The 26,162-nt window shown below is 75.6% G+C and carries 2 protein-coding genes and 1 pseudogene; all 3 read right to left on the bottom strand.

Annotated elements, in window-relative coordinates; all coding sequences use genetic code 11:
- Window positions 1–4,085 (bottom strand): annotated as a pseudogene (locus ACIBH3_RS33775) (type I polyketide synthase); the annotation flags it as partial.
- A gap of 328 nt (window positions 4,086–4,413) precedes the next feature.
- Window positions 4,414–16,365, bottom strand: coding sequence for an SDR family NAD(P)-dependent oxidoreductase (locus ACIBH3_RS33780; protein WP_396315935.1), 11,952 nt, complete (start codon window positions 16,363–16,365; stop codon window positions 4,414–4,416).
- Window positions 16,366–16,511: 146 nt separating this feature from the next.
- Entirely contained in the window at window positions 16,512–26,159 is a 9,648-nt protein-coding gene (locus ACIBH3_RS33785) for a type I polyketide synthase (RefSeq protein WP_396315937.1), read from the bottom strand.
- Window positions 26,160–26,162 lie beyond the last annotated feature (3 nt).

Raw genomic sequence — 26,162 nt, forward strand, 5'->3', positions numbered from 1 at the left:
TCACCGGTGCTCGCACCGCGCGTCACCACCACCAGGCGGGAGTCCGCGAACTCCTCCGCCGCCAGCCACTCCTGCACCAGCGCCAGCGCCTCCCGGACGGCCGTCCGCACCGCCTCGGCCGACGGCTTGAGGGCACCGGTGCCGGTGCCGAGCGGGAGGTAGACGCTCGCCGGGGCCGGGGACGGGGACGTGGCCTGGGCCTGGCGGTCGGCTTCGAGGCGCGCCGCGAGGGCGGCAAGGCTCTGGGGCGTGTCGACGCCGTGGCCGGCGGCGAGCAGCGCGGCGGCGAGGCCGAGCCCGTCCGCGCCCACCACGGTGTGACGCTCGGCGGTGGCGTCCGCCGGGGCGGGCAGTGGCACCTCGGCCCACTCCACGCCGAAGAGCGCGTCGTGGTGGGCGGTCGAGCGGGCGCCACCGCCGCCCAGCTGCTCGGCGGAGACCGGCCGCAGCATCAACGTCTCCACCGACGAGACCGGCGCGCCGGTGGCGTCGACCGCCGTCAGCGACACCGACTCGGGGCCGGCAGGTGCGATGAGCACCCGGAGCATGGCGGCGCCGACCGCGTGCAGGGACACGCCGTTCCAGGAGAACGGCAGGCGGCCCTGGCCGGCGGCGCCGGAGCGGTCGCCGTCCGGCGGCGTGGCGAGCGCGGTCGCGTGCAGCGCCGCGTCGAGCAGGGCCGGGTGCAGGCCGAAGGAGGCGGCCGAGGCGGCCGCCTCCTCGGGCAGTGCCACCTCGGCGAACACCTCCTCGCCGCGCACCCAGGCGGCGGTCAGGCCGCGGAAGGCCGGGCCGTAGCCGAAGTCGGAGGCGGCGAGGGCGTCGTAGAAGCCGGTGAGGTCCACCGGCTCGGCGTCTGCGGGCGGCCAGGACGCGGCGGCGAAGTCGGCGGCGCGGGCGGGGGCCGTGCCGGTGGAGAGCAGGCCGTCGGCGTGCCGGATCCACGGCTCGTCGTCGTCCGCGTCCTCGGGACGGGAGTAGACGGACAGCGGGCGCGCACCCGACCCGTCCGCCTGGCCGACCCACAGCTGCACCTGCACGCCGCCGCGTTCGGGCAGCACGAGGGGCGCTTCGAGCGTCAGCTCTTCGAGGCGGTCGCAGCCGACGTGGTCGCCGGCCCGGATCGCGAGTTCGACGAAGGCCGTGCCGGGCAGCAGGATGCTCCCGGCCACGGCGTGGTCTGCCAGCCAGGGGTGGGTCCGGACGGAGAGCCGGCCGGAGAAGAAGAAGCCGTCGCTGTCGGCGAGCGCAACGGCCGCCCCCAGCAGCGGGTGGTCGGCGGAACCCAGACCGATCGCCCGCGCGTCGCCGACGACCGGCGCGGTGCGGTCGATCCAGTACGCCTCGCGCTGGAAGGGGTAGGTGGGCAGGTCGATGCGGCGGGCTTCGGTGCCGGCGAAGACGGCCTGCCAGTCGAGCTTGACGCCGCGCACGTGCAGCTGGGCCAGGGCGGTGGTGAAGCTGAGGGCCTCGGCGCGGTCCCGGCGCAGGGCCGGGGTCAGGACGGCCTCGGAGTCCTCCGTCAGGCACTGCTGAGCCATCGCCGTCAGGGTGCCGTCCGGGCCGAGCTCCAGGAAGGTCCGGACGCCCTCGGCCTCCAGTACCTGGACCGCGTCGGCGAAGCGCACCGCCTCCCGGACATGCCGCACCCAGTACCCGGGCTCAGTGAGTTCGGCGGACGCGAGCGCACCCGTCAGGGTCGAGACGACCGGGATCCGCGGCGCAGTGAACGTCAACCCCTCCGCGACCGCACGGAAGTCCGCCAGCATGCCGTCCATCAACGGCGAATGGAACGCGTGGCTCACCGTCAGCCGCTTGGTCTTACGGTCCTCCAGCTGCGCCACGACCGCCAGCACCGCGTCCTCGACGCCCGAGATCACCACCGACGTAGGCCCGTTGACCGCCGCGATGCCAACGTCCTTGGTCAGCAGCGGCAGCACCTCCGCCTCCGACGCCTGCACCGCCACCATCGCACCACCGCGCGGCAACGCCTGCATCAACCGCCCACGAGCCGCCACCAACTTCGCGGCGTCCGCCAACGAGAACACACCCGCCACATGCGCGGCAGCCAGCTCACCGATCGAATGCCCCGCCAGGAAGTCCGGCCGCACACCCCACGACTCCACCAGCCGGAACAGCGCCACCTCCAACGCGAACAACGCCGGCTGCGTGAAGCCCGTCTCACCGACCAGCTCCGCATCCGCGATCGCCTCGCGCAGCGGACGACCCAGCAACGGATCCAGCTCCGCGCAGACAGCGTCGAAGGCGGCAGCGAACGCCGGGTACGCCGCGTACAGCTCCTCGCCCATCGCGGCCCGCTGGCTGCCCTGGCCGGTGAACAGGAACGCCGTCCGCCCCGCCGTCCCCGACACCCCGGACACCGAAACCGACGCCGACGCCGAACCCGTACCCGCACCCGCACCCGCACCCGCACCCGGCCCACCCGCCGCCAGCGCCTCCAGCCCCGCCAGCACCTGCGCCCGGTCACCGCCCACCAGCGCGGCCCGGTGCTCGAACGCCGAGCGGGCCGTCGCCAGCGTGAACGCCACATCCGCCAGACCCAGCCCCGGCTCCGCCACCAGGCGCTGCGCCAACCGCCCCGCCTGACCCCGCAGCGCCTCCGCCGTCCGCCCGGACAGCACCACCGGCACCGGAACACCCGGCACGCCGGCGGCCACGGCCACGGGCTCCTCGGCCTCCACCGCCGGAGCCTGCTCCAGGACGGCGTGCGCGTTGGTACCGCTGAACCCGAAGGACGACACGCCCGCGCGGCGCGGCTCGCCCGTCTCGGGCCAAGCCGTGTCCTCGGCGAGCACGCGGACCGCGCCGGCGGCCCAGTCGACGTGCGGCGAGGGCTGGTCGGCGTGGAGGGTGCGGGGCAGCACACCGTGCTGCATCGCCATGACCATCTTGATGACGCCGGCCACGCCGGCCGCGGCCTGGGTGTGGGCGAGGTTGGACTTGATCGAGCCGAGCAGCAGCGGCCGGTCCTCGGGCCGGTCCTGGCCGTAGGTGGCGATCAGGGCCTGCGCCTCGATCGGGTCGCCGAGCCGCGTACCGGTGCCGTGCGCCTCCACCGCGTCGACCTGCTGGGCGGTCAGCCGGGCGTTCTCCAGCGCCTGCTTGATCACGCGCTGCTGCGACGGCCCGTTGGGCGCGGTGAGGCCGTTGGACGCGCCGTCCTGGTTGACGGCGGTGCCGCGCACGACCGCCAGCACCGGGTGCCCGTTGCGCCGGGCGTCCGAGAGCCGCTCCAGGAGCAGCATGCCGACGCCCTCGCCCCAGCCGGTGCCGTCCGCGTCGGCGGAGAACGCCTTGCAGCGCCCGTCCATGGCCAGGCCCCGCTGGCGGCTGAAGTCGACGAACGCCTCGGGGGTGGACATCACCGTCACACCGCCGGCCAGCGCCAGCGAGGACTCGCCGCTGCGCAGCGACTGCACGGCCAGGTGCAGGGCGACCAGCGAGGAGGAGCAGGCGGTGTCGATGGTGACGGCGGGGCCTTCGAGGGCCAGGGCGTAGGCGACCCGGCCGGAGGCGATGCTCGCGGAGCTGCCGGTGCCCAGGAACGCCTCGACGCCCTCCGGCACGGAGTGCAGGCGGGCGGCGTAGTTGTGGTAGATGACGCCGGCGAAGACGCCGGTCCGGCTGCCGCGCAGCGTGGCCGGGTCGATCCCGGCCCGCTCGAACGCCTCCCAGGAGGTTTCGAGCAGCAGGCGCTGCTGTGGGTCCATGGCCATCGCCTCGCGCGGCGAGATGCCGAAGAATCCGGGGTCGAACTCGGTGGCCCCGTGCAGGAAGCCGCCCTCGGCGACGTACGAGGTGCCGGGGTGCTCCGGGTCGGGATGGTAGATCGCGTCGAGGTCCCAGCCGCGGTTGGCGGGGAAGCCGTCGACGGCGTCCCGGCCCTCGCTGACGAGCTGCCACAGCTCCTCGGGGGATCCGACGTCCCCGGGGAAGCGGCAGCTCATGCCGATGATCGCGACCGGCTCGTGGTCGGCCGCCTCCACCTCCTGGAGTCGCTGGCGGGTTTGGGCCAGATCGGCCGTCACCCACTTGAGGTAGTCGCGAAGTGTCTCTTCATTCGCCATTAAATGCCCACCTCTTCAACGCATCCAGTCGGCTCACGTCATTTTGACGGATTCTCACCGGCGGGAAATTCGCAGCAACGGCCGATGGCCTGTGGAAATCCCCCGGGCGAAGTTGTCGGCAACTTCGGGCACCAGGAGCTATTGCCAGATCGCCTATTGCATTTCGCTATGCGAGATTATGGTTCGGCCCGAGTGCTCTCAACCCCTATCCGGCCCCTAGGAGGGGGTGTTCGGGGTACATCTCCGGGAGCGCCGCCAGGGCCCCGGAGCAGCACGGAAGGTGCCGGCTCCGGGGCCCTGGCGGCGGGTGTCGTCGCCTCCCGGCTCAGCTGCCGTCCTGGGAGCGGCCGAGCTGGTCGTTGATGAAGGCGAACAGCTCCTCGTCGGAGGCGGCGCGCAGCTGTTCGGTGTCGACGGCGGGGGCGGCCGGCTCCTCGACCGCCGCGAGTCGGCCCAGGATGGCCTGCAGCCGGGTGGAGAGGGCGGTCCTCAGCTCGTCACCGGGGGCGGGGGCGGCGGCGAACGCCGCCTCCAGCCGGTCGAGTTCGGCGAGCAGTGGCCTGGTGGAGGCGTCCGCCGCGGGGGCGGTCTCGGTGAACAGCAGCTCGGCGAGGGCGGCGGGCGTCGGGAAGTCGAACACCAACGTGGCGGAGAGCCGCAGGCCGGTGGCCGCGTTCATCCGGTTGCGCAGTTCGACGCCGGTGAGGGAGTCGAAGCCCAGCTCCTTGAACGCCCGTTCGGCCTCCACCGCCTCCGGTCCCGAGTGTCCGAGCACGGCCGCGACCTGGGTGCGGACCAGCTCCAGCAGGAGCGTACGGCGCTCGTCCTCGTCCAGCCCGGCCAGGCGCTGCTCCAGCGTCCGGCCCTGGTCGGCCGCCGAGGCGGCGGACGCGGCCCTGGTGGTGCGGCGCGCCGGTGTCCGCACCAGGCCGCGCAGCAGCGGCGGGACGGCGGCGGGGTCGGCGTGGGCGCGCAGCCCGGCGACGTCCAGGCCCATCGGGGCGAGGGCGGCGCGGCCGAGGGTGGCCGCGGTGTCGAGCAGCGCCAGGCCCTGGGCGGAGCCGAGCGGGGTGATGCCGCCGCGGGCCATCCGCTCCAGGTCGGCGGTGTCCAGGGTGCCGGTCATGCCGCTGCTCTCCGCCCACAGGCCCCAGGCCAGCGAGAGGCCGGCGAGGCCGGCGGAGCGGCGGTGCCTGGCCAGTGCGTCGAGGAAGGCGTTGGCGGCGGCGTAGTTGCCCTGGCCCGCGCCACCGAAGGTGCCGGCGACGGAGGAGAACAGGACGAACGCGGCGAGGTCGGCCGAGGCGGTGAGTTCGTGCAGGTTGAGTGCGGCGTCCACCTTGGGGCGCAGCACGGTGTCGAGCCGGTCGGGCGTGAGCGAGCCGACCACGCCGTCGTCGATGACGCCGGCGGTGTGCACGACCGCGGTGAGCGGGTGTGCGGCCGGGACGGCGGCCAGCAGGCCGGCCAGCGCCGTCCGGTCGGCGGCATCGCAGGCGGCGACGGTGACCTGGGCGCCGAGGGCGGTGAGCTCGGCGGTGAGCTCGGCCGCGCCGGGGGCGTCGGCGCCGCGCCGGCTGGTGAGCAGCAGACGCCTGGCGCCGTGTTCGGTCACCAGGTGCCGGGCGACGAGGGCGCCCAGGGTGCCGGTGGCGCCGGTGACCAGGACGGTGCCGTCCGGGTCGAGCGGCGGCGGCACGGTGACGACGACCTTGCCGATGTGCTTGGCCTGGCTGACGAAGCGGAACGCCTCGGGGGCGCGCCGGATGTCCCAGGTGGTGACGGGCAGGTGGTGGAGGGCGCCCTGCGCGAACAGCTCGACGACGGCGCCGAGCATCTCGTTGATGCGGTCCGGACCGGCCTCGATCAGGTCGAAGGCGCGGTAGCGGACGCCGGGGTGCTCGGCCGCGACCTGATCGGCGTCGCGGACGTCGGTCTTGCCCATCTCGACGAAGCGTCCGCCGCGCGGCAGCAGCCGGAGCGAGGCGTCGACGAACTCCCGGGCGAGCGAGTCGAGGACGACGTCGACGCCGCGGCCGCCGGTGGCGGTGCGGAAGCGCTGCTCGAAGTCCAGGTCGCGCGAGGAGGCGAGGTGCGTGTCGGGCACGCCGAGGGCGCGGACGGCGTCCCACTTGGACGCGCTCGCGGTGCCGAACACCTCGGCGCCGAGGTGGCGGGCGAGCTGGACGGCGGCCATGCCGACACCGCCGGCGGCGGCGTGGACCAGCAGGGACTCGCCGGGCCGGAGGTCCGCGAGGTCGACCAGCGCGTAGTACGCGGTCAGGAAGACCACCGGGACGGACGCCGCCTCGGCGAAGCTCCACTCGGCGGGCATCGGGGCGACCATCCGGCGGTCGGTGACCGTGACCGGCGCGAAGCCGCCGGAGAGCATGCCGAACACCCGGTCGCCGACGGCGAGGTCGGTGACGCCGGGGCCCACCTCCAGGACGACGCCCGCGCCCTCCAGGCCGAGCAGGCCCGCGTTGCCCGGGTACATGCCGAGGGCGTTGAGGACGTCGCGGAAGTTGAGGCCGGTGGCGCGGACGCCGATGCGGATGTAGCCGGGCTCCAGCGGGGCGACGGCGGGCGGGAACTCGATGAGCTCCAGGTTCTCCAGGGTGCCCTTGACCGGGATCCCCAGCCGCCAGGCGACGGCGTCCTCGGGCGGGGTGAGCGCGGCGTCGGTGGCGATCCGGGCCAGGCGCGGTGCGAACAGGTCGCCGTGGCGCACGGCCAGTTCGGGCTCACCGCAGGCCAGCGCCCCGGGCAGGGCGGCGGCGGAGCCCTCGGCCCGGTCCAGGTCGAGCAGGAGGAAGCGGTCCGGGTTCTCGGACTGCGCGGAGCGCAGCAGGCCCCACAGCGCCGCGCCCGCCAGGTCGCCGGCCTGCTCGCCACCCGCGGTGGCGACCGCACCGTGGGTGACGGCCACGAGGCGGGCGTCGGCGAGGGCGCCGCGCTGGTCGAGCCACGACTGGGCGAGGGCGAGGGCCCGATGGGTGGCCGTACGGACGGCGTCGGCGGACGGCAGGGCGGTGCCCGCCGCCGGGAACTCGCCGCCGAACGGGGCGAGGACGAACGCGGGCGCCGGGGCGCCGGCCGCCACGGCCGCGGCCAGGGCGGCGAGGTCGGGGTAGGCCTCGGCGGCGACGCCGGCGGTACGCAGGCTCCGGTGCAGCGCCTCGGCCGCGTCCGGCTGCCCGGGGGCGGCGATGACGGCCAGGCCCGCCGCGGCAGGGTCGGTGGCGGCAGACTCGGGGGCGCCCGCGGGCACCGCCGTCCACTCGACCTCGAAGAGGGCGTCGTGGTGGCCGGCGTGGGCACCGCGCAGCTGCCCGGCGGCCACCGGGCGCAGCACCAGCGAGTCGACGGTGGCCACCGGGCGGCCGGTGGCGTCGGCGAGCGCCAGGGCGATGGTGTCGGCGCCCTGCGGGGTGATCCGCACCCGCAGCGCGGTGGCGCCGACGGCGTGCAGGGCGACCCCGCTCCAGGAGAACGGGAGCCGGCCCTGGGCGCCGCCGCCGTCGTGGGCGGAGCTCTCCTGGAGGAAGGTCCCGTGCAGGGCCGCGTCGAGCAGCGCGGGGTGGAGGCCGAACAGGCCGCCGTCCGCCTCGGCCGTCGGCGGCAGGGCGACCTCGGCGAAGATCTCCTCGCCGAGCTGCCAGGCGGCGGTGAGCCCCTGGAAGGCGGGCCCGTAGGCGAAGCCGCCGGCGGCCAGGCGCTCGTAGAGCCCGTCGGCGGCGACGGCGGTGGCGCCGGGCGGCGGCCACTCGGTGAGCTCGGCGGCCTCGGCCGCTGCGGCGACGGCGAGCGCCCCGCTGGCATGCCGGGTCCACGGCTCGTCGGGGTCCGCGTGCTCGGGCCGGGAGTACAGGCTCAGCGGCCGGCCACCGTCCTCGGCGGCGGCGCCCACCCAGAGCTGGAACTGCAGCGCCGAGGCGCCCGGGAGCACCAGCGGCGCCTCCAGGGTGAGCTCCTCCAGCCGATCGCAGCCGACCTGCTCGCCGGCCCGCAGGGCCAGTTCGACGAAGGCGGTGCCGGGCAGCAGCACGGTGCCGGAGACGGCGTGGTCGGCCAGCCACGGGTGGGTGTCCAGGGCGAGCCGCCCGGTGAACAGGTAGCCGTCGGACTCGGCCAGTGGCGCGGCGGCGCCGAGCAGCGGGTGCTCGGGTGCGACCAGACCGGCCGAGGCGACGTCCACCGCCCAGAACGTGGGTGCCTCCATCCAGTACCGCTCGCGCTGGAAGGGGTAGGTGGGCAGGTCGATGCGGCGGGCTTCGGTGCCGGCGAAGACGGCCTGCCAGTCCAGCTTGACGCCGCGCACGTGCAGCTGGGCCAGGGCGGTGGTGAAGCTGAGGGCCTCGGCGCGGTCCCGGCGCAGGGCCGGGGTCAGGACGGCCTCGGAGTCCTCGGCCAGGCACTGCTGAGCCATCGCCGTCAGGGTGCCGTCCGGGCCGAGCTCCAGGAAGGTCCGGACGCCCTCGGCCTCCAACACACGGACGGCGTCGGCGAAGCGCACCGCCTCCCGGACATGCCGCACCCAGTACTCGGGCTCAGTGAGTTCGGCGGACGCGAGCGCACCCGTCAGGGTCGAGACGACCGGGATCCGCGGCGCAGTGAACGTCAGCCCCTCCGCGACCGCACGGAACTCCGCCAGCATGCCGTCCATCAACGGCGAATGGAACGCGTGACTGACGGTGAGCCGCTTGGACTTGCGGCCCTCCAGCTCGGCCACCACCGCCAGCACCGCGTCCTCGACGCCCGAGATCACCACCGACGTAGGCCCGTTGACGGCCGCGATCCCGACACCCTCGGTCAGCAGCGGCAGCACCTCCGCCTCCGACGCCTGCACCGCGACCATGGCCCCACCGCGCGGCAACGCCTGCATCAGGCGCCCGCGAGCGGCCACCAGCGTCGCGGCGTCGGCCAGGGACAGCACCCCGGCGACGTGCGCGGCGGCCAGCTCACCGATCGAATGCCCCGCCAGGAAGTCCGGCCGCACACCCCACGACTCCACCAGCCGGAACAGCGCCACCTCAAGAGCGAACAACGCCGGCTGCGTGAAGCCCGTCTCACCGACCAGCTCCGCATCCGCGATCGCCTCGCGCAACGGACGACCCAGGTGCCGGTCAAGCTCCGCACACACCACGTCGAAGGCATCCCGGTACACCGGGTACGCGGCGTACAGCTCCTCCCCCATCGCGGCCCGCTGACTGCCCTGACCGGTGAACAGGAGGGCGGTGCGCACGGTGCCGGCCGCCGTGCCCTCGGCCTGGGCGGAGCCGCCCAGGGCGAGGGCCTCCAGGCCGCGCAGCAGTTCGGCGCGGTCGCTGCCGACGACGGCGGCGCGCCGGTCGAGGCTGCTGCGGGTGGCGACGAGGGAGTGCGCGACGTCGGCGGGGTGCCAGGACGCGTCCTCGGCCAGCTGCCGGTGCAGTCGCCCGGCCTGGTCGGTCAGGGCCTCACGGGTCCTGGCGGAGAGCACCCACGCCACCGTGCCCGGACCGCCGGTGGCCTCGGGGGCCTCGGGGGCGGGGGTGGCGGCGGGCCGGTCGGGGGCCTGCTCGATGATGGCGTGCGCGTTGGTGCCGCTGACGCCGAAGGAGGAGACGCCCGCGCGGCGCGGCTCGCCGGTCTCGGGCCAGGCCCGCGCCTCGGTCAGCAGCTCGACGGCGCCGGCCGTCCAGTCGACGTGCGGGGAGGGCTCGTCGACGTGCAGGGTCTGCGGCAGCAGGCCGTGCTGCATCGCCATGACCATCTTGATGATGCCCGCCGCGCCGGCGGCGGCCTGGGTGTGCCCGAGGTTGGACTTGATCGAGCCGAGCCAGAGCGGCTGCTCCTCGGTGTGCGCCTGACCGTACGTGGCGAGCAGCGCCTGCGCCTCGATCGGGTCGCCGAGGACGGTGCCGGTGCCGTGCGCCTCCACGGCGTCGACCTGGGCGGGTGCCAGGCCGGCGTTGGCCAGCGCCTGCTGGATGACCCGCTGCTGCGCGGGGCCGTTCGGGGCGGTGAGGCCGTTGGACGCGCCGTCCTGGTTGACGGCGGTGCCGCGCACGACCGCGAGCACCGGGTGCCCGTTGCGCCGGGCGTCCGAGAGCCGCTCGACGAGCAGCATGCCGACGCCCTCGGCCCAGCTGGTGCCGTCGGCGGCGGCGGAGAAGGACTTGCAGCGGCCGTCGGCCGCGAGTCCGCGCTGGCGGCTGAAGTCGACGAAGGTGTCGGGCGTGGACATCACCGTCACACCGCCGGCCAGGGCGAGCGAGCACTCCCCGCTGCGCAGCGCCTGGCTCGCCAGGTGCAGCGCGACCAGCGAGGACGAGCACGCGGTGTCGACGGTGACCGCCGGGCCCTCCAGACCGAAGGTGTACGAGACGCGGCCGGAGGCGACGCTGCCCGAGCTGCCCGTGCCGAGGTACCCCTCGACGCCCTCGGGGATCGCGGTCAGCCGGGAGACGTAGTCGTGGTACATCACGCCGGCGAAGACGCCGGTCCGGCTGCCGCGCAGCATCGCCGGGTCGATCCCGGCGCGCTCGAAGGCCTCCCAGGACGCTTCGAGCAGCAGGCGCTGCTGCGGGTCCATGGCCAGCGCCTCGCGCGGGTTGATGCCGAAGAAGCCGGGGTCGAAGAGACCGGCGTCGTGCAGGAAGCCGCCCTCGCGGGCGTAGGAGGTGCCCTGCCGCTCCGGGTCCGGGTCGTAGAGGGCGTCGAGCGGCCAGCCGCGGTCGGTGGGGAAGGCGGAGACGCCGTCGCCGCCGTCGGCGACCAGCTGCCACAGCTCCTCGGGTGAGGTCACCCCGCCGGGGTAGCGGCAGGCCATGCCGACGATCGCGATCGGGTCGTCGTCCAGCACGGTCACGGCGGCGGGGGCGGCCGCCGCGGGTGCGGCGGAGCCGGCGAGCTGGGTGTGCAGCTGCTCGGCGAGGGCCTGCGGGGTGGGGTGGTCGAAGACGAGCGTGGCGGGCAGGCGCAGGCCGGTCGCTGCGGTCAGGCGGTTACGCAGTTCGACGGCGGTCAGCGAGTCGAAGCCCAGTTCCTTGAAGGCGAGGGTGGGTTCGACGGCGTCGGCGCCGCTGTGGCCGAGCACCGCGGCGACCTCGCCGGTGACCACGCCGAGCAGGATCTTCGCCCGCTCGGCGGGCGTCAGGGCGGCGAGCTGCTGGGCGAGGCCGGCCCCGCCGGTGTCGGCGCCGGCGGCCTGGGCGGCCGGACGGGCGGGGGCGCGGACCAGGCCGCGCAGCAGGGCGGGCAGTGCCGGGGAGGCGGCCTGGCCGCGCAGCCCGGCGACGTCGAGCCGCATCGGGACGTAGGTGGCGCCGCCGAGGGCGGTGGCGGTGTCCAGCAGGGCCAGGCCCTCGCTGGAGGACAGGGCGGCGACGCCCGCGCGGTTGATGCGCCGGAGGTCGGCGGTGTCCAGGGCACCGGTCATGCCGCTGCGTTCGGCCCACAGGCCCCAGGCGAGCGAGGTGGCGGGCAGGCCGAGGGCGTGCCGGTGGTGGGCGAGCGCGTCCAGGAAGGCGTTGGCGGCGGCGTAGTTGGCCTGTCCGGGGCCGCCGAGGGTGGCGGCGGCGGCCGAGAACAGCACGAAGGCGGCCAGGTCCTGATGTGCCGTCAGCTCGTGCAGGTGCCAGGCGGCGTCCGCCTTGGGGCGCAGCACGGTGGCCAGGCGCTCGGGGGTGAGCGCGTCGACGATGCCGTCGTCGAGGACGCCGGCGGTGTGCACCACCGCGGTGAGCGGGTGGGCGGCGGGGATCTCGGCCAGTGCCCGGGCGAGGGCGTCGCGGTCGGCGACGTCGCAGGCGGTGAGGGTGACGGTGGCGCCGGCCTCGGCGAGTTCGGCGGCGAGTTCGGCGGCGCCGGCGGCCTCGATGCCGCGGCGGGAGAGCAGCAGCAGGTGCCGGGCGCCGCGGTCGGCGACCAGGTGGCGGGCGACGAGGGTGCCGAGGGTGCCGGTGGCGCCGGTGATCAGGACGGTGCCGTCGGGGTCGATGGCGCCGGTACCGGCCTCGGCGGGCTCCTCGGCCGCGGTGACCCGGGTGAGGCGGGGGACGTACAGGGCGCCGGCCCGCAGGGCGAGTTGCGGTTCGCCGCCGGCGAGGGCGGCGGGCAGGGCGTCCGCGGTGGCCGGGTCCTCGTCCAGGTCGGCGAGTACGAGGCGGCCGGGGTGCTCGGACTGCGCGGAGCGCACCAGGCCCCAGACGGTGGCGGCGGCGAGGTCGGTGACGTCCTCGCCGGGCCGGACGGCGACGGCGCCGCGGGTGGCGAGCACCAGGCGGGTGTCGGCGAGGGCGTCCTCGGCGAGCCACTGCTGCACCAGGGCGAGCGCCCGGGCGGCGACGGCGTACGCGGCGCCGGGTACGTCCGGGTGCCCCGGCCGGTCGGCGTCGGGGCCGGCGAGCAGCGCGAGGACGGTGTGCGGCGCCTCGGCGCCGGCCCGGACGGCGGCGGCGAGTTCGGCGGGCCCCTGGTGAAGCGGCAGGGCGAGTGCGCCGGCCGGCCCGGGCCGGTCGGTGCCGAGCAGGGCGAGGCCGGTGGCGGTGCCCGCTCCGGTGCCCACTGCGGTCGCGGCGCCCTCGCCGGGGGTGGCGCTCTGCCAGGCGACGGTGAACAGCGACTCGTGGTGGACGGCGCGGGCGGCGTGCACCTGGGCGGCCGAGACCGGGCGCAGCAGCAGCGACTCGACGTCGGCGACGGGTGCGCCGGTGGCGTCGGCGACGGTGACGGTGACGGCGTCCTCGCCGGCCGGGGCGAGACGCACCCGCAGGCTGTCGGCGCCGGAGGCGTGCAGGGTGACGCCGCGCCAGGCGAACGGGAGCCGCCCGGACTCGCTGGGCGTCAGCAGGGTGCCCATGCCGACGCCGTGCAGGGCGGCGTCCAGCAGGGCCGGGTGCAGGCCGAACAGACGGGCGTCGGCCCGGGCCCGCTCGGGCAGGCGGACGTCGGCGTAGATCTCGTCGCCGAGCTGCCAGGCGGCGGTGAGTCCCTGGAAGACCGGACCGTAGTCGAAGCCGGCCTCGGCCAGGTAGTCGTAGAGGCCGTCGGTGGCGACGGGGACGGCTCCGGCCGGAGGCCAGCTGTCGCGGCTGAGCGGCTCGGCGGGGCGGTCGGCGGCGGGCGGGGCGAGCAGGCCGGTGGCGTGCCGGGTCCAGGCGTGCTCGGCGCTCAGGGCGGCGCCGGTGGCGCCGTCGCCGGGCTCGGGCCGGGAGTGCAGGGTGAACGGGCGGCTGCCGGTGCTGTCGGCCTCGCCGACGGCGAGCTGGAGCTGTACGGCGCCGTGCTCGGGCAGCACCAGCGGTGCCTGGAGGGTGAGTTCGGCGAGCCGGGGCGCGCCGACGTGGTCGCCGGCCCGGACGGCCAGTTCGACGAAGGCGGTGCCGGGCAGCAGGACGGTGCCCATCACGGCGTGGTCGGCGAGCCAGGGGTGGGTCTGGAGCGAGAGCAGGCCGGTGAAGAGCACGCCGTCAGCGTCGGCGAGCGCGACGGCGGCGCCGAGCAGCGGGTGGTCGGCGGCGCCGAGGCCGGCGGAGGTGACGTCGCCCAGCCAGCCGGCCGGGGGCTCGGGCCAGTGCCGCCGGCGCTGGAAGGCGTACGTCGGCAGGTCGATCCGGCGGCCGCCCCAGTCCTGGCCGACCGCGCGCCAGTCGGGCGCGGCGCCGTGGACGTGGGCGCGGGCGGCGGCGGCGAGCAGGCTCGGCGCCTCGGGGCGGCCGGCCCGCAGGGCGGCGATCAGCGTGGCGGGGGCGCCGTCCTCGTCGAGGCTGTGCTGGGCGAGGGCGGTGAGCACGCCGTCGGGGCCGAGCTCCAGGTAGGTGGTGACGCCGTTGGCCTGGAGCCGGCGCACGGCGTCGTGGAAGCGGACGGACTCGCGGACGTGCCGCACCCAGTAGTCGGGCGCGCACAGCTCCTCGGCGGTCAGCGAGGCGCCGGTGACGGTGGAGACGATCGGGATCCGCGGCGCCTGGTACGTCAGCGTCTCGGCGACGGCGCGGAAGTCGTCCAGCATGCCGTCCATCAGCGGGGAGTGGAAGGCGTGGCTGACGGTGAGGCGCTTGGTGCGCCGGCCGTCGGCGGCCAGCTTCTCGGCGATCTCCAGGACGGCGGTCTCGGTACCCGAGAGCACCACGGACGTGGGCCCGTTGACGGCGGCGATCGCGACGCCGTCGGTGAGCAGCGGCAGTACCTCGGCCTCGGCGGCCTCGACGGCGACCATCGCCCCGCCGCGCGGCAGCGCCTGCATCAACCGGCCACGAGCCGCTACCAGCTTCGCCGCGTCCGCCAGCGAGAACACGCCCGCCACGTGCGCGGCCGCCAGCTCACCGATCGAGTGCCCGGCCAGGAAGTCGGCGTTCAGGCCCCAGGACTCCAGCAGCCGGAACAGCGCCACCTCCACCGCGAACAGCGCCGGCTGCGCGTACACCGTCTCGTTCACCAGCGCCTCGTCCGCGATCGCCTCGCGCAACGGCCGCTCCAGGTGCCCGTCCAGCTCCGCGCAGACCGCGTCGAACGCCTCCCGGTACACCGGGTACGCCGCGTACAGCTCCTCTCCCATCCCCACGCGCTGACTGCCCTGACCGGTGAACAGGAACGCCGTACGCCCCTCGGCGGCCGCGGCGCCGCGCAGCAGCTGGGGCGCGGACTCGCCGGCGGCCAGGGCGTCCAGGCCCGCCAGCAGCTCGGTGCGGTCGGCGGCGAGGACGGCGGCACGGTGGTCCAGCGCGGCGCGGCCGGTGGCGAGCGAGTGCGCGAGGTCGGCCGGGGCGAGCTCGGGCGCGGTGTCCAGGTGGGCGCGGAGCCGGGCGGCCTGGGCTCGCAGGGCCTCGGCCGTCCGCCCGGAGACCAGGTAAGGCAGCACGGCGGGCACCGCGGGCCGGTCGGTGTCCCGGGCCTCGGTGCTGTCGGGGGCGGGGGCCTGCTCGATGATGGCGTGGGCGTTGGTGCCGCTGACGCCGAAGGAGGAGACGCCGGCGCGGCGCGGCTCGCCGGTCTCGGGCCAGGCCCGGGCCCGGTCGAGCAGGCGGACGCCGCCCGAGGCCCAGTCCACGTGCGGGGAGGGCTCGTCCACGTGCAGGGTCTGCGGCAGCACGCCGTGCTGCATGGCGAGCACCATCTTGATGATGCCGGCGACACCGGCGGCGGCCTGGGTGTGGCCGAGGTTGGACTTCACCGAGCCGAGCCAGAGCGGCTGTTCGGCCGGCCGCTCCAGGCCGTAGGTGGCGAGCAGCGCCTGCGCCTCGATCGGGTCGCCGAGCACGGTGCCGGTGCCGTGCGCCTCCACGGCGTCGACCTGCGCGGGGGTCAGGCCCGCGTCGGCCAGCGCCTGGCGGATGACGCGCTGCTGGGAGGGGCCGTTGGGGGCGGTGAGGCCGTTGGAGGCGCCGTCCTGGTTGACGGCGGAGCCGCGGAGCACGGCCAGCACCGGGTGGCCGTTGCGGCGGGCGTCGGAGAGGCGCTCCAGCAGGAGCATGCCGACGCCCTCGCCCCAGCCGGTGCCGTCGGCCCCGGCGGCGAAGGACTTGCAGCGCCCGTCGGGGGCGAGTCCGCGCTGGCGGCTGAACTGGACGAACGCCCGCGGGCTGGACATCACGGTGACGCCGCCGGCCAGGGCGAGCGAGCACTCGCGCTGGCGCAGCGCCTGGGCGGCCAGGTGCAGGGCGACCAGTGAGGAGGAGCAGGCGGTGTCGACGGTGACGGCCGGGCCCTCCAGGCCGAAGGTGTAGGACAGCCGGCCGGAGAGCACGCTGGCCGCGTTGCCGGTCAGGGTGTAGCCCTCGACGCCCTCGGGCACCTGGTACAGCAGGTCGCCGTAGTCCTGGCCGTTGGTGCCCGCGAACACGCCGGTGCGGCTGCCCTTGAGCGAGGTCGGGTCGATGCCGGCGCGTTCCAGCACCTCCCAGGCGGCCTCCAGCAGCAGGCGCTGCTGCGGGTCCATCCCGAGCGTCTCGCGCGGGCTGATCCCGAAGAAGGCGGCGTCGAACTCGGGCGCGTCGTAGAGGAAGCCGCCCTGGCTGGTGTAGCTGGTGCCCTGCTGGTCAGGGTCGTCGTCGAAGAGCGACTCGGTGTCCCAGCCGCGGTCGGCGGGGAAGTCCCCGATCGCGTCGCGGCCCTCGGCCACCAGCTGCCACAGCTCCTCGGGGGAGTTCACCCCGCCCGCGAACCGGCAGCTCATCGACACCAGGGCGATCGGCTCGGAGTCGCCCGCCTCCGCCTCGCGCAGCCGCTGGCGGGTCTGGTGCAGATCCGCCGTGACGCGCTTCAGATAGTCGAGGAGCTTTTCCTGGGACACTGTGGAACCTCACCCATGTTCGATGACTGCAGTCCTGATGGCTGCACGTGGTTGCGGGCCGGATGAGGCCCTGCCCGGGCGTCCCGGGCCGATCGTTCGTCAGCCCCGGCGGCGTCGGGGGGCGACGCCGCCGGGCGGCGGGGCCGTCAGGCCATGCCCAACTCGTTGTCGATGAAGGCGAACAGCTCGTCGGCGGAGGCGGCCTGGAGCTGCTCGGCCACCTGGACGTCCGCCTCCCGCTCGCGCGGTGCCGCGCTCCAGCGGGTCAGCAGGGCCTGGAGGCGGGCGGCGACGTCCGCCCGGGTGTCCTCGTCGTCGGCGACGGTGTCCAGCGCGGCCTCCAGCCGGTCGAGGTCACCGAGGTGGCCGCCTCCCCCGCCGTGGGCGGCACCGGCGGGGACCAGGTCGGCCCGCAGGCGCTCGGCCAGGGCGGCCGGCGTCGGGAAGTCGAACACCAGTGTGGCGGGCAGCCTCAGGCCGGTGGCGGCGCCGAGGCGGTTGCGCAGCTCCAGCGCGGTCAGCGAGTCCAGGCCTAGCTCCTTGAACGCCCGGCCGGCGCCGACCTCGTCCACCGTGGCGTGCCCGAGCGCGGCGGCCGCGTGGGCCCGCACCAGGTCGAGCACGGTCTGCTCGCGCTCCAGCTCCGCCATGCCGGCCAGGCGCCGGCGCAGCTCGGAGGCGTCCGAGGCGCCGCCGTCCGCCGGGCCCGGCTGCGCGCCGGTGGCCGGGCGGCGGGCGCCCGGCAGCTCGTCCAGCAGCGCGCAGGGGCGTACGGACGTGAAGCCGGGGGCGAAGCGCTCCCAGGCGATGTCGGCGACGGTCACCACCGTCTCGTCCAGGTCCAGGGCCTGCTGGAGGGCCGCGATCGCCGACTCGGGCCGCATCGCCGGGAGACCGGCGCGGTCCAGCCGGTCGCCGATCAGGCCGTCCGCGGCCATACCGCTCTCGCCCCACCGGCCCCAGGCCACCGAGGTGGCGGGCCGGCCCTGGGCGCGCCGGTGCTCGGCGAAGGCGTCCAGGAAGGCGTTGGCGGCGGCGTAGTTGGCCTGTCCGGGGTCGCCCAGCGTGCCGGCGATGCCGGAGAACAGGACGAACGCGGACAGGTCCTGGTCCCGGGTCAGCTCGTCCAGAGCGAGCACCGCGTCCGCCTTGGGCCGCAGCACCCGGGCGAACCGCTCGGGCGTCAGCGCGTCCAGCACACCATCGTCGAGGATGCCCGCGGTGTGGACGACGGCGGTCAGCGGGTGCTCGGCGGGGATCGCGGCGAGCAGCGCGGCCAGCGCGGTGCGGTCGGCGACGTCGCAGGCGGCGACGGTCACCCGGACGCCGAGGGCGGTGAGTTCGGCGGCGAGCTCGGCGGCGCCTTCGGCGTCGGGGCCACGGCGGCTGGTGAGCAGCAGGTGCTCGGCGCCGTTGGCGGCCAGCCAGCGGGCCACGTGGGCGCCCAGCGCTCCGGTGCCGCCGGTCACCAGGACGGTGCCGGACGGACGCCAGCCCTCGCCGGCCACCGCCGGGGCGGGGGCGTGCACCAGACGGCGAACCAGCACACCGGAGGGGCGGACGGCGAGCTGGTCCTCGGCCCCGGCCCCGGCGAGGACACCGGCCAGGTGGTCCAGGGCGCGCTCGTCCAGCTGCTCGGGCAGGTCGACCAGGCCGCCCCAGCGCTGCGGGTGCTCCAGGGCGGCGACCCGGCCGAAGCCCCAGACCAGGGACTGGGCGGGGCCGGACAGCCGCTCCGTGCGGTTGACGGCCACGGCGCCCCGGGTGGCCGACCACAGCGGAGCCTCGATGCCCGCGTCGCCGAGGGCCTGCACCAGCGCGGCCGTCCCGGCGAGGCCGAGCGGCAGCCCCGGGTGGTCGGCGTGCGGCCGCTCGTCGGTGCCCAGCAGCGACAGCACGCCGGCCAGGCCGACCACGTCGCCCAGCTCCTTGCGCAGCCGCTCGGCCAGCCGCTCGCGGTCGAGGTCCGCCACGCGGACGGTTAGCGTACGGGTCTCCGCGCCGCGCCGGTCCAGTGCCTGGGCGAGGTCGGCCGCGCGGGCACCGTCCTCCTCGGTCGCGAGCACGACCCAGGTGCCCGAGAGCAGCGGGGCGGGCAGGTCGGTGAGGGGCTGCCAGACGATGCGGTAGCGCCAGCCGTCGACCGTGGACTGCTCACGGCGCCGGCGGCGCCACGAGGTCAGCGCGGGCAGGACGGCGCTCAGCGGCGCGTCGGCGTCGAGCTCCAGCGAGCCGGCCAGCGCACCCAGATCCTCACGCTCGACGACCTCCCAGAACGCGGCGTCCACGGGGTCGCCGCCGGAGGTCGCGGCGCCGTCCTCGGGCCGGGCGGGCTCGGGCCAGAAGCGCCGGTGCTGGAAGGCGTAGGTGGGCAGCTCCAGGGGCGGGACGGCGGAGGTTGCGGTTCCCGTTCCGGCTCCGGCTCCGGTGAAGACGGCGGCCCGCCAGTCGACGGCGACCCCGCGTACCCAGGCCTCGGCGAGCGAGGCCAGCACCCGGCGGGGCCCGCCCTCGCCACGGCGCAGCGTGCCGAGGGCCACGGCGTCGCGCTCGGCCGCCTCGATGCTCTCCTGAAGGGCCATCACCAGCACGGGGTGCGGGCTGACCTCGACGAAGGTGCCGAAGCCGTCGGTGAGCAGTGCTTCGGCGGCGTCCTGAAGGCGGACGGTGGTGCGGAGGTTGGTGTACCAGTACTCGGCGTCCATGCCGGAGCCGTCGACCAGCTCACCCGTCACCGTCGAGAACACCGGCACCGAACCGGCCCGCGGACGGACGTCGGCGAGGACCTCCAGCAGCTCGGTACGGATCGACTCCACCTGCGCGGAATGCGAGGCATAGTCCACGGGGATCCGACGGGCACGCACACCATCCGCCTCGCACGAGGCCAGCAGCTCGTCCAGCGCGGTCGGTTCACCGGAGACGACCACCGACGACGGGCCGTTCACCGCCGCCACCGAGACCCGCTCCTCACCCCACACCACCAAGCGCTCACGCACCCGCTCCACCGGCAGCGCCACCGACACCATCCCACCCAGACCCGCCAGACCACCGGCGATCGCCCGACTACGCAACGCCACCACCCGGGCACCGTCCCCCAGCGACAACGCACCCGCCACCACCGCAGCCGCGATCTCACCCTGCGAATGCCCCACCACCACACCCGGCTCCACACCGGACGCCCGCCACACCTCCGCCAGCGAAACCATCACCGCCCACAACACCGGCTGCACCACATCCACCCGGTCCATCCAGGCATCACCCTCGACACCCCGCACCACATCCAGCAGCGCCCACCCATCCACGAACGGCGCCAACGCCGCCCCGCACTCCGCCATCCGAGCCGCGAACACCGGCGACGACCCCAGCAGCTCCACCGCCATCGCCGCCCACTGCGAACCCTGACCCGGGAAGACGAACACCACCTTCCCCGCAGACCCCGCCACACCCTGCACCACACCCACACCCACACCCGGTCCACCCAAGGCCAGATCGGCCAGCCCGGAGCCGAGTTCGGTGAGGTCGGCGCCGAGCACCACGGCCCGGTGCTCCAGGGCCGCACGCCCGGTCGCCAGCGCAAGACCGGCACCCAGCACATCCGGCTCCCGGCCGGCGAACGCCCGCAGCCGCGCCGCCTGCCCGCGCAGCGCCTCCTCACCCCGCGCCGACACCAGCCACGGCACCACCGACCCACCGACCACCGACGCACCGACCACCGGCACCCCGGCAACCTCACCACCGTCGGCCACCACCGGCTCCTCCGCCGGCGCCTGCTCGATGATCACATGCGCATTCGTCCCACTGAACCCGAACGAGGACACGCCCGCACGACGCGGCTCCCCCGTGCGCGGCCACTCCCGCCGCTCCGTCAGCAGCTCCACCGCACCCGCCGACCAGTCCACGTGCGGCGAAGGCTCGTCCAGGTGGATGCTCTCCGGCAGGACGCCGTGGCGCAGCGCCTCCACCATCTTGATCACGCCGGCGAGGCCGGCCGCGGCCTGGGCATGGCCGAGGTTGGACTTCACCGAGCCGAGCAGCAGCGGACGGTCCACGGGCCGGCCCTGGCCGTAGGTGGCCAGCAGGGCCTGCGCCTCGATCGGGTCGCCGAGCTTGGTGCCGGTCCCGTGCGCCTCCACCGCGTCGACCTGGGCGGGCGTCAGACCGGCGTTGGCCAGCGCCTGGCGGATCACCCGCTGCTGGGACGGACCGTTCGGGGCCGTCAGACCGTTCGACGCACCGTCCTGGTTGATCGCCGAGCCACGCACCACCGCCAGCACCGGATGCCCGAGGCGCCGCGCGTCGGAGAGCCGTTCCACCAGCAGCATGCCCACGCCCTCGGACGGGGTGAAGCCGTCGGCCGCGGCCGAGAACGGCTTGCAGCGGCCGTCCGAGGCCAGGCCCTGCTGGCGGCTGAACTCGATGAAGGTGCCGGGGGTGGACATCACCGTCACACCGCCGGCCAGTGCGAGTTCGCACTCGCCGGCCCGCAGTGACTGGACGGCCAGGTGCAGGGCGACCAGCGAGGCCGAGCAGGCGGTGTCCACGGTCATCGCCGGCCCTTCGAGGCCGAACAGGTAGGACACCCGGCCCGAGACCACGCTGGCGGCGGTGCCGGTGGCGACGTGGCCCTCCGCCGACCGGGCGGCCCCGGCGAGCAGGCCGAGGTAGTCGCCGCCGTTGGTGCCGGCGAAGACACCGGTCCGGCTGCCGCGCAGCGCGTACGGGTCCAGGCCCGCGCGCTCGAACGCCTCCCAGGAGGTCTCCAGCAGCAGCCGCTGCTGCGGGTCCATGGCGAGCGCCTCGCGCGGCGAGATGCCGAAGAAGGCGGCGTCGAAGCGGCTGGCGTCGTGCAGGAAGCCGCCTTCGCGGATGTAGGAGGTGCCCTGCGCATCGGGGTCGGCGTCGAACACCGACTCCAGGTCCCAGCCGCGGTCGGTGGGGAACTCCGACAGGGCGTCACCGCCGGCCAGCAGGAGCTGCCAGAGCGCCTCCGGCGAGTCCACCCCGCCGGGGAAGCGGCAGCTCATGCCGACGATGGCGATCGGCTCGTCGTGCGCGGCGGTGCTCGCCACGAGCAGGCCGGCCGCGCCCGCGACCGTCCCGGAAAGCTCCTCGCCCAGGTGACGGACGAGCGCCCGGGCGTTGGGGTGGTCGTAGATCAGCGTGGCGGGGAGCTTGAGGCCGGCCGCGGCGCCCAGGCGGTTGCGCAGCTCGACGGCGGTCAGCGAATCGAAGCCCAGCTCCTTGAAGGCCCGGCCGGTGTCGACGGCCTCCGGCCCGGCGAAGCCCAGCGCGGCGGCGACGTGCGAGGTGACCAGGTCGAGCAGGATGCGCTCGCGCTCGGCCGGCGCGACACCCGCGAGTCTGGCGGCGAGCGCTCCGCCGGTGGACTGCTGCTCCTCGCCGGCGGCCCGGACGCTCTCCAGCGCCCGGGCGGCTTCGGGCACCTCGTACAGCAGCGGACGGACCCGGCCGGAGGTGAACGCGAGGGCGAAGCGCTGCCAGTCGATGTCGGTGACGGTCAGCACCGCGTCCTCCTGGTCCAGCGCGTGCTGGAGGGCGGCGACGGCCAGTTCGGGGGCCATCTCCAGGATGCCGTGGCGGCGCATCCGGTCCCCGACGCCGCCCTGCGCCATTCCGCCCTCGCCCCACGGGCCCCAGGCGATCGAGGTGGCGGCCAGCCCGTCGGCTCGGCGCTGCTCCGCGAGCGCGTCCAGGAAGGCGTTCCCGGGGGCGTAGTTGCCCTGGCCGGGGGCGCCGAAGGTGGCGGCGAAGGAGGAGAACAGGACGAAGGCCGTGAGGTCCAGCTCCCGGGTCAGCTCGTGCAGGTGCAGCGCGGAGTCGACCTTGACCCGCAGCACCCGCTCCAGCTGGTCGGCGGTCAGCGCCTGGATCACGGCGTCGTCCAGGACGGCGGCGGTGTGCATGACGGCGGTGAGCGGGTGCTGGGCGGGGATGGTGGCGAGCAGGCCGGCGAGTGCGGCACGGTCGGAGACGTCGCAGGAGACGATGCGGGCGCTCGCGCCGAGGGCGGTGAGTTCGGCGGCGAGCTCGGCGGCGCCTTCGGCGTCGGGGCCACGGCGGCTGGTGAGCAGCAGGTGCTCGGCGCCGTTGGCGGCCAGCCAGCGGGCCACGTGGGCGCCCAGCGCGCCGGTGCCGCCGGTCACCAGGACGGTGCCGGACGGACGCCAGCCCTCGCCGGCCACCGCCGGGGCGGGGGCGTGCACCAGACGGCGAACCAGCACACCGGAGGGGCGGACGGCGAGCTGGTCCTCGCCGCCGGTGCCGGCGAGGACGCCCGCGAGGCGGTCCAGGGCGCGCTCGTCCAGCTGCTCGGGCAGGTCGACCAGGCCGCCCCAGCGGGGCGCGTCCTCCAGGGCGGCGACCCGGCCGAGACCCCAGACCAGGGACTGGGCGGGGCCGGACAGCCGCTCGGCGCGGTTGACGGCCACGGCGCCCCGGGTGGCCGACCACAGCGGGGCCTCGATGCCCGCGTCGGCGAGGGCCTGGAGCAGCACCACCGAGGCCGCCAGGCCGAATGGCACGGACGGGTGTGCGGTGCAGCGCTGCTCGGCGGTGCCGAGCAGGGAGAGGAGGCCGGCGACGGCGGCGCCCTCGGGCAGTTCCGCGCTCAGCCGGGCGGCGAGGACCGTCCGGTCGAGGTCGCCCTCGCCGAGGGTGAGCACGGTGACGTCGGCGCCGCGCCGGCCGAGCGCCTGAGCGAGGTCCTCGGCGCGGGAGAGGTCGTCCGCGCTGGTGATCAGGGCCCAGTGGCCGGAGAGCACCGGCGCGGGCAGGTCGGTGAGGGGCTGCCAGACGATCCGGTAGCGCCAGCCGTCGACCGTGGACCGCTCACGGCGCTGACGGCGCCAGGACGACAGCGCGGGCAGGACGGCGCTCAGCGGCGCGTCGGCGCCCAGGTCCAGCGACTCGGCCAGGACGTCCAGGTCCTCGCTCTCCACGGCGGCCCAGAACTCGGCCTCGACCGGGTCGAGCGCGGCTGCCCGCTCCGCCTCTGCCGCCGGGGCGGGCGCGTCCAGCCAGTAGTGCGCGCGCTGGAAGGCGTAGGTGGGCAGCTCCAGGGGCGGGACGGCGGCGGTGCCGGTGAAGACGGCGGCCCGCCAGTCGACGGCGACCCCGCGTACCCACGCCTCGGCGAGCGAGGCCAGCACCCGGCGGGCTCCGCCCTCGCCGCGGCGCAGCGTGCCCACGGTCACCGCGTCGTGCCCGGCGGCCTCGGCGGCGTCCTGCACCGCCATCGCCAGCACCGGATGGGCGCTGACCTCGACGAACGTGCCGAAGCCGTCCCCGAGGAGGGTGTCCACGGCCTCCGCGAAGCGGACGGTGGTGCGGAGGTTGGTGTACCAGTACTCGCCGTCCATGCCGGAGCCGTCGACCAGCTCACCCGTCACCGTCGAGAAGACCGGCACCGAACCGGCCCGCGGGCGGATCTCGGAGAGCACGTCCAGCAGTTCGGCGCGGATCGACTCCACCTGCGCCGAGTGCGAGGCGTAGTCCACGGGGATCCGACGGGCACGCACACCATCCGCCTCGCAGGAGGCCAGCAGCTCGTCCAGGGCGGTCGGTTCACCGGAGACGACCACCGACGACGGGCCGTTCACCGCCGCCACCGAGATCCGCTCCTCACCCCACACCACCAAGCGCTCACGCACCCGCTCCACCGGCAGCGCCACCGACACCATGCCGCCCAGACCCGCCAGACCACCGGCGATCGCCCGGCTCCGCAGCGCCACCACCCGGGCACCGTCCTCCAGCGACAGCGCACCCGCCACCACCGCAGCCGCGATCTCACCCTGCGAATGCCCCACCACCACACCCGGCTCCACACCGGACGCCCGCCACACCTCCGCCAGCGAAACCATCACCGCCCACAGCACCGGCTGCACCACATCCACCCGGTCCATCCAGGCATCACCGGAACGGCCGAGCAGCACGTCCTCCAGCGACCAGCCGTCGGTGAACGGCTCCAGCGCCGTACCGCAGCCCCGGATCGCCGAGCGGAAGACCTCGGACTCCTCCCAGAGCAACGCGCCCATCCCGGCCCACTGCGAACCCTGGCCGGGGAAGACGAACGCCGCCTTCCCGGGGGCGCCTATGACGCCCTGCACCACGGCGGCCGCCGGCGCGCCCTCGGCCAGATCGGCCAGCCCGGAGCCGAGTTCGGTGAGGTCGGCGCCGAGCACCACGGCCCGGTGCTCCAGGGCCGCACGCCCGGTCGCCAGCGCAAGACCGGCACCCAGCACATCCGGCTCCCGGCCGGCGAACGCCCGCAGCCGCGCCGCCTGCCCGCGCAGCGCCTCCTCACCCCGCGCCGACACCAGCCACGGCACCACCGACGCACCGACCACCGGCACCCCGGCACCCTCACCACCGTCGGCCACCACCGGCTCCTCCGCCGGCGCCTGCTCGATGATCACATGCGCATTCGTCCCACTGAACCCGAACGAGGACACGCCCGCACGACGCGGCTCCCCCGTGCGCGGCCACTCCCGCCGCTCCGTCAGCAGCTCCACCGCACCCGCCGACCAGTCCACGTGCGTGGACGGCTCGGTGACGTGCAGCGTCCTGGGCAGGACGCCGTGGCGGATCGCCATCACCATCTTGATGATGCCGCCCACCCCGGCCGCGGCCTGGGTGTGACCGATGTTCGACTTCAACGACCCCAGCCACAACGGCTGCTCCGCCGAACGCTCACGCCCGTACGTGTTCAGCAGCGCCTGCGCCTCGATCGGGTCGCCCAGTGTGGTGCCGGTCCCGTGCGCCTCCACCACGTCCACCTGGGCGGGCGTCAGACCGGCGCCGGCCAGCGCCTGGCGGATCACCCGCTGCTGGGAGGGACCGTTCGGGGCCGTCAGACCGTTCGACGCACCGTCCTGGTTGATCGCCGAGCCACGCACCACCGCCAGCACCGGATGCCCGAGGCGCCGCGCGTCCGACAGCCGCTCGACGAGGACGATACCGACGCCCTCGCCCCAGCCGGTGCCGTCCGCATCGTCCGAGAACGCCTTGCAGCGCCCGTCGGTGGCCAGGCCCCGCTGCCGGCTGAACTCCACGAAGGTGCCGGGGGTGGACATCACCGTCACACCACCGGCCAGCGCCATCGTGCACTCGCCACTGCGCAGCGCCTGGACGGCCAGGTGCAGCGCCACCAGCGAGGACGAGCAGGCCGTGTCGACCGTGACGGCCGGACCCTCAAGACCGAAGGTGTACGAGACCCGGCCCGAGGCCACACTGCCGAAGCTGCCCGTACCGAGGTGCCCCTCGACGCCTTCGGGCACCGCGCCCAGCCGGCTGGCGTACTCGTGGTACATCAGCCCGGCGAAGATGCCGGTCCGGCTGCCCTTGAGCGAGCGGGGGTCGATGCCGGCCCGCTCGAACGCCTCCCAGGACGCCTCCAGCAGCAGGCGCTGCTGCGGGTCCATGGCGAGGGCCTCGCGCGGCGAGATGCCGAAGAACGCCGGGTCGAACTCGCTCGCGTCGTAGAGAAAGCCGCCCTGGTTGACGTAGCTGGTGCCGTGCGTGTCGGGGTCGTCGTCGATCAGCGACGCGCTGTCCCAGCCCCGGTCGGCGGGGAAGCCGCCGATGGCGTCACGCCCGTCGGCCACCAGCTGCCAGAGCTCCTCGGGCGAGGACACCCCGCCCGGGTAGCGGCAGGCCATGCCCACGATCGCGATCGGCTCCCGGTCGCGCTCCTCCATCTCCCGCAGGCGCCGTCGGGCGTTGCGCAGGTCGGCGGTGGCGCGCTTGAGGTAGTCGCGCAGCTTGTCCTCGTTCAGCAT

Source organism: Kitasatospora sp. NPDC050543, assembly GCF_044457565.1.
Classification (GTDB): Bacteria; Actinomycetota; Actinomycetes; order Streptomycetales; family Streptomycetaceae; genus Kitasatospora.